At 40.9% G+C, this 13,735-nt stretch carries 14 protein-coding genes; 3 read left to right on the top strand and 11 right to left on the bottom strand.

Annotated features, from left to right (window positions below):
* Positions 1 to 17 precede the first annotated feature (17 nt).
* Genes SLH46_RS15445 through SLH46_RS15425 form a run of 5 tightly spaced genes read right to left on the bottom strand, consistent with a single transcriptional unit; the run spans position 18 to position 4,469 of the window.
* Positions 18 to 737, bottom strand: coding sequence for an ABC transporter ATP-binding protein (locus SLH46_RS15445; protein WP_320282106.1), 720 nt, complete (start codon positions 735 to 737; stop codon positions 18 to 20).
* Positions 738 to 743: 6 nt separating this feature from the next.
* Positions 744 to 1,655 carry an ABC transporter ATP-binding protein gene (locus SLH46_RS15440; RefSeq protein WP_320282105.1) on the bottom strand — a complete coding sequence of 304 codons (912 nt, stop codon included), beginning with the start codon at positions 1,653 to 1,655 and terminating at the stop codon, positions 744 to 746.
* A 17-nt stretch (positions 1,656 to 1,672) separates the two neighbouring features.
* On the bottom strand, positions 1,673 to 2,554 hold the full coding sequence (locus tag SLH46_RS15435; RefSeq protein WP_320282104.1) for an HlyD family secretion protein: 882 nt from the start codon (positions 2,552 to 2,554) through the stop codon (positions 1,673 to 1,675).
* Between the two features lie 26 nt (positions 2,555 to 2,580).
* Positions 2,581 to 3,858 (bottom strand): TolC family protein, encoded by a 1,278-nt coding sequence (locus tag SLH46_RS15430; protein WP_320282103.1) that lies wholly within the window; start codon positions 3,856 to 3,858, stop codon positions 2,581 to 2,583.
* The gene (locus SLH46_RS15425) at positions 3,855 to 4,469 is read right to left on the bottom strand and encodes a TetR/AcrR family transcriptional regulator (protein WP_320282102.1); all 615 of its coding nucleotides are present in this window, start codon (positions 4,467 to 4,469) and stop codon (positions 3,855 to 3,857) included. Before SLH46_RS15425 ends, SLH46_RS15430 begins: the two co-directional genes overlap by 4 nt.
* Before the next feature lie 161 nt (positions 4,470 to 4,630).
* On the opposite strand from SLH46_RS15425, the gene SLH46_RS15420 reads away from it, so the two are divergent.
* Positions 4,631 to 5,449 carry a 3-keto-disaccharide hydrolase gene (locus tag SLH46_RS15420; RefSeq protein WP_320282101.1) on the top strand — a complete coding sequence of 273 codons (819 nt, stop codon included), beginning with the start codon at positions 4,631 to 4,633 and terminating at the stop codon, positions 5,447 to 5,449.
* A gap of 6 nt (positions 5,450 to 5,455) precedes the next feature.
* On the opposite strand, the gene SLH46_RS15415 is transcribed toward SLH46_RS15420, so the two are convergent.
* Entirely contained in the window at positions 5,456 to 6,379 is a 924-nt protein-coding gene (locus SLH46_RS15415; RefSeq protein ID WP_320282100.1) for a DMT family transporter, read from the bottom strand.
* A 227-nt stretch (positions 6,380 to 6,606) separates the two neighbouring features.
* Between SLH46_RS15415 and SLH46_RS15410 the strand changes: the two genes are divergently transcribed.
* A complete protein-coding gene (locus SLH46_RS15410) occupies positions 6,607 to 7,071 on the top strand; it encodes a MaoC family dehydratase (RefSeq protein ID WP_320282099.1) in 465 nt (154 codons plus the stop codon).
* A 102-nt stretch (positions 7,072 to 7,173) separates the two neighbouring features.
* On the opposite strand, the gene SLH46_RS15405 is transcribed toward SLH46_RS15410, so the two are convergent.
* From SLH46_RS15405 to SLH46_RS15385, 5 genes are all read right to left on the bottom strand, one after another.
* Positions 7,174 to 7,662, bottom strand: a complete 489-nt coding sequence (locus SLH46_RS15405; RefSeq protein ID WP_320282098.1) for a low molecular weight protein-tyrosine-phosphatase — start codon at positions 7,660 to 7,662, stop codon at positions 7,174 to 7,176.
* A gap of 97 nt (positions 7,663 to 7,759) precedes the next feature.
* Complete coding sequence (locus SLH46_RS15400) at positions 7,760 to 8,509, bottom strand: shikimate dehydrogenase family protein (RefSeq protein ID WP_320282097.1); 750 nt, start codon at positions 8,507 to 8,509, stop codon at positions 7,760 to 7,762.
* A gap of 38 nt (positions 8,510 to 8,547) precedes the next feature.
* Positions 8,548 to 9,483, bottom strand: a complete 936-nt coding sequence (locus SLH46_RS15395) for a DUF368 domain-containing protein (protein ID WP_320282096.1) — start codon at positions 9,481 to 9,483, stop codon at positions 8,548 to 8,550.
* A gap of 156 nt (positions 9,484 to 9,639) precedes the next feature.
* Positions 9,640 to 11,052 carry a tetratricopeptide repeat protein gene (locus SLH46_RS15390; protein WP_320282095.1) on the bottom strand — a complete coding sequence of 471 codons (1,413 nt, stop codon included), beginning with the start codon at positions 11,050 to 11,052 and terminating at the stop codon, positions 9,640 to 9,642.
* Positions 11,053 to 11,104: 52 nt separating this feature from the next.
* Positions 11,105 to 12,631, bottom strand: coding sequence for a DUF4301 family protein (locus SLH46_RS15385; RefSeq protein ID WP_320282094.1), 1,527 nt, complete (start codon positions 12,629 to 12,631; stop codon positions 11,105 to 11,107).
* Between the two features lie 31 nt (positions 12,632 to 12,662).
* Here SLH46_RS15385 and SLH46_RS15380 point away from each other — a divergent pair, with 31 nt between their 5' ends.
* On the top strand, positions 12,663 to 13,733 hold the full coding sequence (locus tag SLH46_RS15380) for a TIGR01212 family radical SAM protein (protein WP_320282093.1): 1,071 nt from the start codon (positions 12,663 to 12,665) through the stop codon (positions 13,731 to 13,733).
* Positions 13,734 to 13,735 lie beyond the last annotated feature (2 nt).

Genomic DNA, 13,735 nt, shown 5'->3' with positions numbered 1-13,735 from the left:
TGTCTCGAAACTTGTAGCTATCTTGCTATCTTCAAAAACACTTCGTCCATGTTTGTTGCATTGTATTTTTCTTTCAGTTTTGCAGGCGTGTCGAGTGCTTCAATTTTTCCGGCATTCATTATCGAAACGCGGTCGCAATATTCGGCTTCATCCATGTAATGTGTAGTTACAAAAACCGTGATGCCGTTGTGGGCTGCTTCGTAAATCAGGTCCCAGAATTTGCGTCTTGTAACCGGGTCAACGCCTCCCGTTGGCTCATCGAGAAAGACGATTTTTGGATCGTGAAAAATAGCAACCGAAAAAGCCAGCTTTTGTTTCCATCCCAGTGGCAGATCTCCGATGAGTTTGTTTTTTACATTTTCCAACTCCAATTTTTTTAGCAATTCCGATTCTTTTTCTTTGCGCTGTTTTCGTCCAATACCATAGATTCCTGCATATAGTTTGATGTTTTCCAAAATTGTAAGGTCTTCATACAGCGAAAACTTCTGGCTCATGTATCCAATGTTCTTTTTTATTTTTTCGGTTTCACGATAAATATCAAAACCGGCCACTTCCACCTCTCCCGACGTTGGTGATGAAAGTCCACAAAGTATTCTAATTGCCGTTGTTTTTCCGGCTCCGTTAGCTCCCAGGAATCCAAAAATCTCACCCTTTTTTACTTCAAACGTAAGGTTATCGTTCGCAGTAAAGTGACCGAACTTTTTAGTGAGATCTTTTGCTGTTATAATGTTTCCCATCGTGTTCTACTTGGTGGTGTTTTCCATTAAATTCATGAACACATCTTCAATACCGGCCGGAATTTCTTCAACCAATATTTTTTCATGTCCAAGGTTTTGCAGGTAATTATCGAGTTCACTGGTTTCCACTTCATCATTCAATCCGGTAAAGTGAGCAAACTGACCAAATGCGTACACTGCTTCTGCTTTATTGTACCCACGTAAATCGTTGATCAGTTTATACATATTTCTGGCACCCACCTGAATAATCTTTCTTGGAAACTTTTCAGTTACTCGTTTTGGAGAATCAACATCCAGAATCTGTCCGTTTTGTATCAGTGCTACCCGGTCGCAAAGATCGGCTTCGTCCATATAAGGTGTCGACACTAATATAGTAATTCCTTTCTGCTGAAGATTTTTCAGCATCTCCCAAAACTCCTTACGCGAAACAGCATCCACACCGGTTGTTGGTTCGTCGAGTACCAATATTTTAGGTTTATGAATTAAGGCACACGAAAGCGCCAGTTTTTGTTTCATTCCACCCGACAGTTTTCCGGCACGCCTGTTTTTAAAAGGCTCGATTTGGTAATAAATATCGCGAATCAGATCGTAATTTTCCTGAACCGTTGTGCCAAACACTGTCGCAAAGAAGTTCAGGTTTTCTTCCACACTAAGATCCTGGTACAATGAAAAACGTCCCGGCATATAACCAACCATTTTACGGATCTTCTTGTAATTTTCAACCACATCTAAACCATCTAATTTTGCTTCGCCGGAATCCGGTAAAAGCAGCGTCATAAGAATCCGGATCAAAGTCGATTTCCCTGCTCCGTCGGGACCGATCAATCCAAAAAGTTCACCTTCGTTCACGTGCAGATTGATGCCCGAAAGTGCCGTGGTTTCCTTGTACGACTTTGTTATATTATTTATTTCAATCATGAAATACTTGACATTGATTAGTTCCAGCGAACTTCCCCGGGCATTCCTATTTTCAACGTTCCATCGTTTTTCACTGTTACCTTAACAGCGTAAACCAGTTTTACACGTTCTTCCTTGGTTTGGATGATCTTTGGTGTAAACTCTGCTTCCGATGAAATCCAGGTAATCGTCCCGCTGAAATGTTGGTTCTCGGTGGAATTCTGGTCAACCATAACATCAAGTTGCTGACCAAGTTTTACATGTGGCAATTGGGCGCCACTGACATAAACTTTTAGTTCCAGTTCACTGATATCGGCAATTTTTAAAAGTGCTTTTCCGGCAGTTGTTAATTCTCCTTGTTCAGCATAAGTTTCAAGAATGGTTCCTGAAACCGGCGATTTTATAGTACAGCGGTTTAGCTGATCACTCAAAGAAGCTTTTTGAGCTTCCAAAACTTCCTGCTCTTTGCTGATGAGCGTGAATTGCGTTTTGGTATTGGCAATCTGTTTGTCGATTACACTGATCTGTCCCTGAATATCGTCGAGTTGTTTTTGAGTAGCAGCTCCGTCTTTCAGCATCTTTGTGATACGTTCTTCGTTGATCTCCAGGCTTGCTTTTTGCTCTTCGAACACTGCTATTTGTGATTGAATCGATTGACGTTTTGCTACCACCGCCGTTTGTTGCGCATCAAGTTGTAACAGCTGTAAGTGAAGTTGGACAGTGTCGATAAGAGCTGTAGAATAACCGGCTTCAATTTTATCCCCTTTGTCAACATTTAGTTCAAGAATTTTACCCGGAGTTTCAGCAGAAACAATAACTGTTTCAGCCTCGAAATTGCCATAAGCGTCGGCCGTGTCGTTATCCGATTGACAGGCCATAAAAAGGATTGGTAGCGAAATAATGTAAAGTATCTTTTTCATGGTAATCTTGTTTTGCTGGTATATTTTTAGTTCTGAGTTGTTGTGCCCGTTAATGTTTTTCCTTTGATAAGGACATATTTTTCGCGGGCTTCGTTGAGCTGAATTTTGTGCACTTCCTGTTTTAGTTTTGCTACGGTTTCTGCTTGTAATTCCTGAACATAGTCGGAAGTTGTAATTGTTTCGTTTTCAAGTTTTGAGGCGGCTGCTTTTGTAATCCCGGCACGTAGTTCAACCAGGTTTTCGTCGTTGGAGATTAATTGTTCCAGTTTCCCGATTTGTTCTTTTTGTTGAATGAGTAGCAGGTTAAGGTTTTGTATAAATGTGGCTTCCTGGCTTTGAAGCATTTCTTGTTGAAGTTGTAAAACCTGTCTTTGTCGCGAAGTTTGTTTCCAGTCGAAGGCATTCCACGAAACACCCACACCAAAAAGGTAGTAGCCTTTAAATTCGTCGAGTAACATGTTTAATCCCGGTTTTCCGTAACCTAACTGTCCAAAACCGAAAAGTTTAGGATTTCTTGTTTTCGAAAGCAGATCGCTTTGAACAGCCAACTGCTCACGCTGAACGCCCAGTAATTGCAACTCAGGACGTAGCAACTCAGAACTTCCTGAAAAGTTGGTTTGATAAGTAAATGTTTCATTTTCTGCAAACCGTTTCCCGGTAAGTAATTCAAGCATTTGGCGCGATGCACTTTTTGCAGCATCTAACTCTACAACGTTTTGTTCGAGGTTGATCCGTTCAGCTTTAAGTACCATGGCTGCGGAAGGTTCGGTAATACCATTTCTGATTCCCGATTCCACACGGCTCAACTGTTCGTCGATGGTTTTTAGCTGAGCTAGAATCACTTCTTTTTGCAGATCGACAACCAAAGCTGTAAAAAAGGAATGTGCAACCTGCTCATTCAGTTTGTAAAGTTCAACTTCTAGTTGACTGAGGTTGCTGTTTAAAATGGCCGTTTCGAGTGTTTTATTTGTTTTAGTAAGTCCACCGTCCCAAATTGTTTGCTGCAACTCGGCGTATGTATTGTAACGATCTTTTGATACTGTCGGAATTGATATTCCGGGCATTGAAACCGGAACTTCAGTTACTGCAGATTGATAACTAATCTGTCCGTTCAAGGTTACCTGCGGCAAATAATTGGTTTCGTGATTTTGTATGGAAAGCGAATTGATCTCCTTCCACAATTCCGACTGTTTCAGATTGGGATAATTTTGTCGCGCCCACACATAACAACTATCTAGCTGAATGGTGTTTTGGGCAACTGCCAACTGAACCGGAAATAACAATAGAATCAGAATCTTTCTCATTTTATTAGTATTGAGTTAAGGACAAACTCCTTTACAGTTACTTTTCTTCTTTCAATAAATTCCGTGTAGCTTTTTTGGTCGTCATCAAAAAACAACAACGAGAGCAGTGGTTTTGAGGCAATGGGAAATATGTTTAAACTTAGTATGCTGATTAATAAATCGCGCGGATCCATCGTTCGGATGGTGCCTTTCTCCATTTCTGTTTTAAACATTTCAACAACTTTTTTGGGTTGTAGTCCGCTGCTTTTAATCAGCTCTGCCAGAAACTCCGGGTCTTGATTTATTTCTTTTAATACAAAGGTTGGCAGAAAAGGATTTTTCATTAAAACGTCAATATAGTTTTCAATGAAGAAGTCGAGCTTTTCTTCAATAGGCTGGTCAGACTCAACCATGCGCATTACATTGGGTATTATTTTGCAAAAAACGCTTTCGAATGTAGCGTGAAACAATTGCTGTTTCGAACGGAAATAATAGTGAAGCAGCGCTTTGTTTATCCCGGCTTCGTCTGCAATTTCCTGCATGCGGGCTCCATCCATTCCTTTGCGCACAAAAACATTCTGTGCGGCAATTAAGATCTTCTCCTCGGTATTATCTTTTTTAATGTTTGTCATTTTTTGATTTAACTATTTAGTTTAACCGATTGGTCAAAAGTAGGGGGTTGAATTCAATTATCCAAGAAAATAACCAAATAGTTTAACCAAGTGGTTAATTTTTATTCTTTTCAATATTGTTTTACCTTTACTTCAGAACTAAATCAATTAAAACTTCAGTAATGAGAACTTCTTACAAACTCTTTGGAATTACCCTTCTGGCGTGTTCTATTATTTTATCGTCATGCAATTCAAAACCCAAAACACAAGAAACAACTGAGAAATCGGGTGAAGAATGGATTCAATTGTTTAATGGAAAAGATATTACCGACTGGACACCAAAGTTTACGGGCTTTGAGTTGGGTGTTAATTACAAAAATACTTTTCGGGTTGAGGATGGACTGTTGCGTGTATCTTACGACAATTGGGACGAGTGGAATAGTGAATTTGGACACCTGTTTTACAAAGATGAATTTTCACATTACTTATTACGGGTGGAGTATCGATTTATCGGGGCACAAGTAAAAAACGGTCCTGGCTGGGCATTTCGAAACAACGGTTTGATGATTCATGGGCAGACTGCAGAATCAATGGCCCTGGACCAGGAATTTCCTACATCGGTTGAAGTTCAGCTATTGGGTGGTGTTACAGGACAAGGCGAACGACCAACTATGAATTTGTGTACGCCGGGAACCAATGTGGTAATGGACGGAAAGTTATTTGAAGAGCATTGTACAGATTCAAGATCGAAAACACAATTTGATGATGAGTGGGTAAATGTAGAGGTGGAAGTACACGGCGGAGAGGTTATCCGTCATTTTGTAAATGGCGAAGAAGTTCTTAGCTACGAACAACCACAGCTTGATCCGCGCGATCAGTATTTTGATAAATTATTACCGGCCGATGGGAATATAATGATTACTGGAGGAACGATATCAATCCAGGCTGAGAGTCACAGTACAGATTTCAGAAAAATTGAATTACTGGTTTTGGACGAGTAATTATCGCTATTCTTTTTGGGCGGCCAGTTTTTGCTCTCTTCGGTTGGCGTAGTTCAGGCTAAGCAATGATACTGCAATAACTACCATTCCGGTAATTGAAACGAAATCAGGTTTTTCGTTACTCAACAAGACCCAGCTGAGTGCTGCACCGGAAACGGGAATCAGGAATTTCCATACGTTTAGTAACGAAACTTTTACGCCTGGTCGTTTCAGCAACGAATACCAAATGGTAATTGCAGCTGCCGATAAAAAGCTGAGCCATGCCAAAGCATACCAGTATTCCGGAGGAAATGGCCCCAGGTGAACGCCTTCAACAGGAATGGAAACGACAGACAACATCAAACCACCAATAATCAACGAAGTGGAGCTTAAAACTACCGGTGAAATCGTGCCTGTATGTTTCGCAACAAGTACATTGGAATAGCCCGATACAATATTGTTCACAAGCAATATTGCAATGCCGATATATTCCAGGTAGCCACTCATCTCAACTTTCGAGCGGCCGAGTGTGATAATAGAAATGCCAACAACACCAATTAAAATACTGAATGTTTTTAGCGGGGTCATTTTGTCGTTATTAAACGAGAAGTGCGCAACAAGCGCTATAAAAAGTGGTTGCGATCCTACGATCATAGCCGATAAGGAACCGGGCAGTAAATTTATACCACTATAGAACAGTGCATATTGTGCAAATATTTGTACAACAGAAAGTAGTAGTATAAATTTTATGTTCTGCTTGAATTCTGAAAAATAACGTTTTGGTTTTCCGAAATACAAAAACATGAGCAGGCCGGAAATGGTAAAACGGATACCCGCAAACTGAAACGGGCTGTGATATTCCAATCCTATTTTAACTCCCGCAAACGCGGTCGACCATAAAAGGCAGGCAACAATGGCCAGAAATGTTGTTGTTCGGAAAAGATTTCTCATGCGATAAATTGAAATGCAAAGGTGACCATTTTCTGACAATAACCGGACATCTGTGTCTGAAATAATCAGTTTCAGATCAACGTGGTTTTAAAATTAGAACATAAGGTATAAAAATTCAGTAAGTCTTTATGAAACCTTTCTAAAAACAGGGTGTTCGCTACACTTATTGCTGCATTACTTGGCGAAAAAGGATTAAATTGGCACATCATTTAGCAGAATTATTTTCAATGGAAAAACGAATTATCAACAACTACGAAGAGTTTGAAGCCCTTTTGGGGCAGGTTATAGGAGTTTCTGATTACGTACAAATCACTCAAGAACAGATCGATAAATTTGCCGATGCAACGCTCGATTTTCAGTGGATACACACCGATCCGGAGCGTGCTGCCAAAGAGTCGCCGTTTAAAACAACGATTGCCCATGGTTATTTGTCGTTGTCGATGCTGACTTACCTTTGGTACAATGTTGTGGACGTACGCAATGTAAAAATGATCGTAAATTACGGTATCGAGAGTTTACGTTTTCAGCAACCTGTTAAAGTAAATGACAAAATCAGGGCAACGGTATCGCTAAACGACATTAAGAACCTGCGTGGAATTGCTAAAATCCAGGTGAAAATTGTAGTTGACATTGAAGGCGAACGCAAACCAGCTTACGATTGTTTGGTAAATTTCCTTTACCACTTCGAATAAAATATACTGTGTTTAAAATTGTTTTCATCCCCTGCTCCTTCGTCGCTTCCCCCTTCGAAGGGGGATAGGGGGATGAAAGTAACTTTCCGGAAAACCCAGACTTTAACTTATTTTTTTCAACAGCCCCTCGCATGCATCTTCCAGCAGATCGAGTACGAGCTCAAAACCATCGGCACCTCCGTAATACGGATCTGGTACTTCGTCGTATCGGCCGTCGCCGCTAAAATCTGTCATTTTGTATAGCTTTTGCATGTCGTTGCCGTTGCGGGCCATACTTTTTAGATTCTGCATATTGCTGTCGTCCATCCCGATGATGTAATCGAAATAATCGAAATCGGAATGCGGATCAAACTTCCGGGAAAGACTTGTCAGGTTATAATCGCGACGTATGGCGTGTGTTTGCATCCTTCGGTCGGCAGGCTCGCCGGCATGCCAGCCCGAAGTACCGGCAGAATCCACTTCAAACTGTTTGCTTAATCCTGCTTTTTTTACAGTGCCATTGAACACTGCCTCTGCGCTTGGCGAGCGGCAAATGTTTCCCAGACATACGAAAAGTACTTTTGTTTTATCCATGGTTCGAGTCTCCTTCATTTTTGATTTCATCCCCCAACTCCTTCGTCGTTTTCCCCCTTCGAAGGGGGGACTAAGGGGATGAGCTTTCAATAACTTTGAAAATTATACTACAACCTTATTCTTCCGAATTCCAAATCTCATAAGACTTTTTAGCCTGGTTCAGCAACATTTCGTAGCCGTTTTTAACAGTGGCTCCTTTGGCTTGTCCTTTGGCCATAAACTGCGTTACTTCAGGATTGTATACCAAATCAAAAAGTAAATGTTTGTCAGTTATAAATTCGTAAGGAATATTCGGGAAAGTCTCAACTTTTGGATAGGTTCCCAGTGGCGTGGCATTAATGATCAGCAGACGCTCGCTTATTAATTTTTCGTCGATGTCTTCGTAACGAATCTCGTTTTCGTTCAACTCTTCAATTGATGCTGAGATGTATTCAATACCCAGTTTGTTGAGCACATATTTTAATGCTTTCGAAGCACCACCGGTTCCGAGAATCAAAGCTTTTTTATGATGCTCTTTTAAAAGTGGTTTCAACGACGATTCAAAACCAAAAGTATCGGTATTAAATCCCTTTAAATGCACACCGTTTTCCGATCGGGTAACGCGGATCGTATTAACAGCACCAATCTCTTTTGCCGAATCATTCAGTTCATCCAAATAAGGAATCACCTGTTCTTTATACGGAATAGTAACGTTAAACCCGATCACTTCAGGATTGTCTTTTACCACATCCGGAAATTTAGTTATCGAATCGATCTCGAAATTGTCATAAGTTGAATCTATTTTTTCCGTTTCAAAACGTTCGGTAAAATAGCGTTTTGAAAATGAGTGGGTGAGTGGGTAGCCTAATAATCCGTATTTTTTCATGTTTTGATTTTTTGCTAAATGCTGTAAACTGAGACTGTTTACTTTTTCAATTTCTTTCCAATTCCTTCAACTACAAAAATGAGTGCAAAACCGGCAACTGCCAGTAGAATAGCACCTAATAACCAGGCTTCATGTCCTGTAATTTGTTCGTAAGTTCCAGGTAAAATATTACGTTCGGTGATAGGTTTTAATTCGCCGTGACGGTCGATTATTGTTTGTGTAACTTCTTTCCATGGCCAAACTTTGTTAAGCGATCCTACCATAAAACCGGCCAACACGGCAATGGTTGTGTTGTGGTATTTCTTTAATAGCCACGATAACACATTCGAAAAAGCAATGATGCCTACGGCTGCTCCAACAAGGAAAGTAAGGATAACCGCAATATTCATATCGCCAACTGCCGAAAGGATGAATTTGTACATGCCCAGCAGCACCAAAATAAAGCTGCCTGAAATACCCGGCAAAATCATGGCACAAATGGCAATGGCTCCCGATAGGAAAATAAACCAGTAGCTGGTGTTCGCCTCAGCCGGGGTAATTACAGTAATCAGATACGCAATTACAATTCCGGCCAAACCGCCAATTATGGTGTCGGCTTTCCAGCGTTTTATGGAACGTGCCACATAAATGGCCGATGCAACGATCAGTCCGAAAAAGAACGACCACACTAGAATAGGATAGTGGTGCAACAAATATTCCAGTCCTTTAGCCAGTGAAAAAACACTGATTCCAATTCCTATAAAAACACTGATAAGGAAAGTTCCGTTAATAGCTTTCCAGAACTCGGCAAGTTTAAAACTGAGTAAGAGTTTAATCGCGGTTAAGTTGATCGATTTTATCGAGTTAATCAATTCTTCATAAATACCTGTGATAAACGCAATTGTTCCTCCGGAAACGCCCGGTACCACATCGGCAGCACCCATTCCCATTCCTTTTAATACCAGTGTAAAATAATCTTTTGCTGATCTGTTCATTTATGATCTGAATTTGTAACGGTGTATATGTTTGTTTCGGGACGCCAAAATACAAAAACAAATTGTAAAACAGGAGGTAGTTATAGAAGGTTGATTCGCTGATACTGATTTTAATCGGGGATTTAATAAATTGAATAAAGATTGATCTGCAGTTTGCTATTTATCGCCGCGGCGGAAATCGTCGACAACCTTTTTCAGCTGCTTACTTTTTAATGCTCTCGGATAAATATCGAACAGGTAGTTGATGTTTTCAAAATCCTGTAACATTGCAGAACGTAACCATTCGTAGGCTTCTTTACGTTTGCGGGCTCCAAGCAATATGGCTACCAAACGGTATTTTAACATCGAATCGTCGTTATTGTCGATGGCTTTTTTCAGAATTCGGATAGCCCCTTTTGTTTCGCCATGCTTCATAAAGGTCTCGGCCCAGGTTAGCCAAATTTCAGTGTTCTCAGCATCAATGCGTGCACCTTGTTTAAAGGCTTTCAACGCTTCTTCCAAATCTTCGGCATCATTTTGTACCTTGCCTAAAGTCAGCCAGTATTCCGAATTTTGCTTATCGATTTTAATGGCCTTTTTGATGTAGTCGACACTTCTGTCGTACTTTTTCGCGATCCACATAATCAACCCTACGCCAAAATGGGCGGTATCATTATCCGGGTTTATCGAAATTGCTTTCTGGTAATAATGCTCCGATTTCAACTGGTCGTCAAGGTTTAGGTAACATTCGCCCATGTAACAATAGGCATCATCGTTATCCGGATCAAATTCCAAAAATTCCTTGTATTTATCGATGGCCTCATTAAAACGACCTGAATTGGCCAGCGCGTTCCCGATATTGAACATGGCCATGTGGAAATTCTCGTTAATGGCCAGTGTGTATTCATAAGCTTCAATAGCTTTATCGTGCATATCGGCTTTATTGAACACAATGCCCAGGTTAAACCACGCAGTGTAATTGTATACATCGTTGTCGATGAAACGATTGTAATATTTTATGCTGTTTTTATAGTCGCCAATCTGATCGGTAAAAAATGCCAGATCGTACAATGCCAGCTCGTGTTTCGGATTTAGTTTGATGGCTTTTTTGAAATACGAGATAGCCTCACTTATTTCGCCAATCTGAATAAATGCCGATCCAACATGATAAAGGATATCGTCGGTTTCTCCGTTGCCGGATTTTATCGCTTTTTTGAATGATGCTTTTGCCAGGTCTTCGTTGCCCATAATCAACGATGCCGATCCTCGTAACAGGTGAACATCGGGATTGGTATTTTCAACTTTTTCAGCAAAATCGAGGTATTTCTGAGCCTGATCGTATTTGCCTTTGCTCAGCAGAATTTGTGCATATTTTAAATGAAGTGGAACCGCGTTAGGATGGATTTGAATGCCTTGCTGTGCGGCAATTTCAGAAGACTGCAAATCGCCCTCTTCCATCAATTGCTCAACAATTCCTTCAAACTCCGACACGTCGAAATACTTTAAGCGGCCCGAAACCAAAGAGCTCTTAAAGCGCTTAAGTGCCTCACTAATATCCTCTTCCCTAAAATTATCTCTTTCCTCGTTCATCGTAAAATAAGTTCGCGAAATTAATAATTCGGCCCGAATCTCAAAAACAATCTTACAAGTGTTGATCGCGCAACAAGTCGTTAACCGTTTTTACCGGATTAAAAGTTTCAATCGGTACCTCAACAAACAGGGTGTTCCAGTTGCTCATCGCTCCGTTCCACAAGCCCGGCAATTCCTGAGCTTTCAGCTCTTTTCCGTCTTTCGATTTTTGTGAAATAAAGCCGGTTGCCGGATCGGTAAATTGTGTGAGATCGTATTTTTCTCCTTTGTAATTTTTTACTGCACAAACAAGATCGACCGGGTTAAAGTGTGTTGCGTGCTTAACAATATTTTGCTGTTGAACACTCTCCGGATCGATCTGCGAACTTTCAACTACCTGCAACGATACGGTTCCGTCGGCATTCATCGCCCAAAATGGGCCGCCACCCGGTTCACCTTCATTTTTTACCATTCCGCACACACGCAATGGTCGGTTGTATTTTTCCTTCAGGTAATGATAAAGTTCTTCGCGCTCGGTGTAATAATGATTTTTAGCCGGCTTGGTATTTAGTGTAAACTCCAAAAAGTTGGCAGCTTCGGCTAAAAAGTTGCTGTTTAGCGCGGTATAATGTTTTTCGTTTAATTCCTTTTGATAGTAAAACAGTTTTTCCTGGTGTTTTAAAAGAACACCGGCCAGTCCTTTTTTATAGTCGATGGTTGGTTGTTTTAACCGATCAGGAACCACATTGTCGATGTTTTTGATGAAGATGATATCGGCATCCAGGTCATTCAGATTCTCAATTAAAGCACCGTGGCCACCCGGACGGAACAACAAACTGCCATCATTATTTCTAAATGGTTCGTTATCCAAATCAACAGCAATGGTATCGGTTGATGGTTTTTGCTGGCTGAAAGTTACATCGAATTCAATTCCCAGCTGCGCTTCGTATTTTTCTTTTATTTCTGCAAACAAAGCTTCAAATCCCGGTTGATGTTCCGGCGAAACGGTAAAGTGCAGACTGGCTTTGTTATCCTTGTCAGCAGCGTATTTTGCACCTTCAACCAGGTGCTCTTCAAAAGGTGTTCTTGCACCATCGTCATACGAATGAAATTTGAGCAGTCCTTTGGGTTTTACTCCGTAATTCAGCCCTTTTTCTGTTAACAGGTATTCGAGTTTACTGGTGGCCGAAAGTTCAGCACCATCATCGGTAACGGCTTTTTTTAGTTCTTCGGCAAAAGCAAATTTATCGAGTTCGGTAACGTATTGTGCAGCGTCTCTGTTGGCGGCAAGTACATCTTCGTGTGGTTGATTCTGAAAATCCTCCAAGGCCTGAAAAAGTGCTTTAAACATACGGCTTGCTGCTCCCGATGCCGGTACAAATTTTAAGGCTTTTGTTCCTGCCGCTATTTTAGCATCGTAACGTTTGCCTCTTTTCTTTAAATCTTCAGGACTTAACCGGATAATACCTTTTCCCACTGAAGCGGCGTCTTCAATAGGTAGGTAGGGGAAGCCTTTTTTAAAATTTTCGATTTGAATTTGCACGGTTTCCGGGTTACTTCCGCGCTGCTGAATTTGCTGCTTATCTTTCTCCGAGAACATATCTGGCTGAATTTTCCTTAAAAATAGAGATTTGAAGCTGTATTTGAAAAGCAAAACCGTTGATATTCGCGGAAAGTTTTCAAGAGTTGTTGATAAGTTTTATGCAGAAAATTCTGATTCACAAATTTACGTACTTTTGCAATTTCAATTAAAAGGGATGCAAAACGGAACATACAGCTGGGGACACGACAGGCGATACAACGATTTTCCAACATATTTCAGAACGCTTTTTTCGGAGCGGGTGCAAAAGGTTTCGATCGATGCCGGTTTTACCTGTCCGAATCGCGACGGGACAAAAGGTGTTGGCGGATGTGCTTATTGCAACAATAAAACCTTTAAACCCACCTATTGTAACCTGGAAAATAGTGTGACGAGTCAGGTAGAACAGGGCATTGCTTTTTTTGCTAAGAAATACAAGTCGATGCGTTTTCTGGCTTACTTTCAGGCGTATACAAATACTTATGCTCCGATTGAGGATTTGAAACGTTTGTACCAAGAAGCGCTGGAACATCCGAAAGTGGTTGGATTGGTAATTTCAACGCGGCCTGATTGTATCTATCCTGAATTGCTGGATTACCTGGCCGAACTCAGCCAAAAAGTTTATGTAATGGTTGAGTTGGGCGTGGAGTCTCATCTCGATAGAAGCTTGGAAAGCATTAACCGTGGACACTCGTTTGCCGAAGCTGTCTGGGCAATTGAAGAAACCGCAAAACGTGGCATTAACAATTGCGCGCATATGATTCTGGGTTTGCCGGGCGAAACACGTGATGAACTGCTCGATCAGGCAAAGACGATTTCGAAATTGCCGGTGAAAAACTTAAAGCTTCACCAGTTGCAAATTCATAAAAAAACGCTGCTGGAAAAACAGTTCCAACAACATCCCGAAAACTTTAATCTGTACACTGCCGATGAGTACATCGACCTCGTAATCGATTACCTCGAGCTTTTAAATCCCGAAATCATCGTTGAGCGATTTATCAGTCAGGCACCACCCGAAATGCTGATCGCACCAAAATGGGGATTAAAAAACTTTGAATTTGTTGCCAAAGTGGAAAAACGACTTAAAGAGCGTGACACCTGGCAGGGAAAATATTTCGTTTAGAA

Origin of the sequence: Draconibacterium sp. IB214405 (genome assembly GCF_033963885.1) — a bacterium.
In the GTDB taxonomy this organism is placed as follows: Bacteria; Bacteroidota; Bacteroidia; order Bacteroidales; family Prolixibacteraceae; genus Draconibacterium.
This window is presented reverse-complemented; position numbering and strand designations above follow the sequence as displayed.

Excerpts from the sequence above, each read along its gene's own strand:
- SLH46_RS15430 (WP_320282103.1), bottom strand. The coding sequence starts at position 3,858 with ATGAGAAAGATTCTGATTCTATTGTTATTTCCGGTTCAGTTGGCAGTT.
- SLH46_RS15390 (WP_320282095.1), bottom strand. The coding sequence starts at position 11,052 with ATGAACGAGGAAAGAGATAATTTTAGGGAAGAGGATATTAGTGAGGCA.
- SLH46_RS15445 (WP_320282106.1), bottom strand. The coding sequence starts at position 737 with ATGGGAAACATTATAACAGCAAAAGATCTCACTAAAAAGTTCGGTCAC.
- SLH46_RS15410 (WP_320282099.1), top strand. The coding sequence starts at position 6,607 with ATGGAAAAACGAATTATCAACAACTACGAAGAGTTTGAAGCCCTTTTG.
- SLH46_RS15405 (WP_320282098.1), bottom strand. The coding sequence starts at position 7,662 with ATGAAGGAGACTCGAACCATGGATAAAACAAAAGTACTTTTCGTATGT.
- SLH46_RS15385 (WP_320282094.1), bottom strand. The coding sequence starts at position 12,631 with ATGTTCTCGGAGAAAGATAAGCAGCAAATTCAGCAGCGCGGAAGTAAC.
- SLH46_RS15415 (WP_320282100.1), bottom strand. The coding sequence starts at position 6,379 with ATGAGAAATCTTTTCCGAACAACAACATTTCTGGCCATTGTTGCCTGC.
- SLH46_RS15425 (WP_320282102.1), bottom strand. The coding sequence starts at position 4,469 with ATGACAAACATTAAAAAAGATAATACCGAGGAGAAGATCTTAATTGCC.
- SLH46_RS15400 (WP_320282097.1), bottom strand. The coding sequence starts at position 8,509 with ATGAAAAAATACGGATTATTAGGCTACCCACTCACCCACTCATTTTCA.
- SLH46_RS15420 (WP_320282101.1), top strand. The coding sequence starts at position 4,631 with ATGAGAACTTCTTACAAACTCTTTGGAATTACCCTTCTGGCGTGTTCT.
- SLH46_RS15395 (WP_320282096.1), bottom strand. The coding sequence starts at position 9,483 with ATGAACAGATCAGCAAAAGATTATTTTACACTGGTATTAAAAGGAATG.
- SLH46_RS15435 (WP_320282104.1), bottom strand. The coding sequence starts at position 2,554 with ATGAAAAAGATACTTTACATTATTTCGCTACCAATCCTTTTTATGGCC.
- SLH46_RS15440 (WP_320282105.1), bottom strand. The coding sequence starts at position 1,655 with ATGATTGAAATAAATAATATAACAAAGTCGTACAAGGAAACCACGGCA.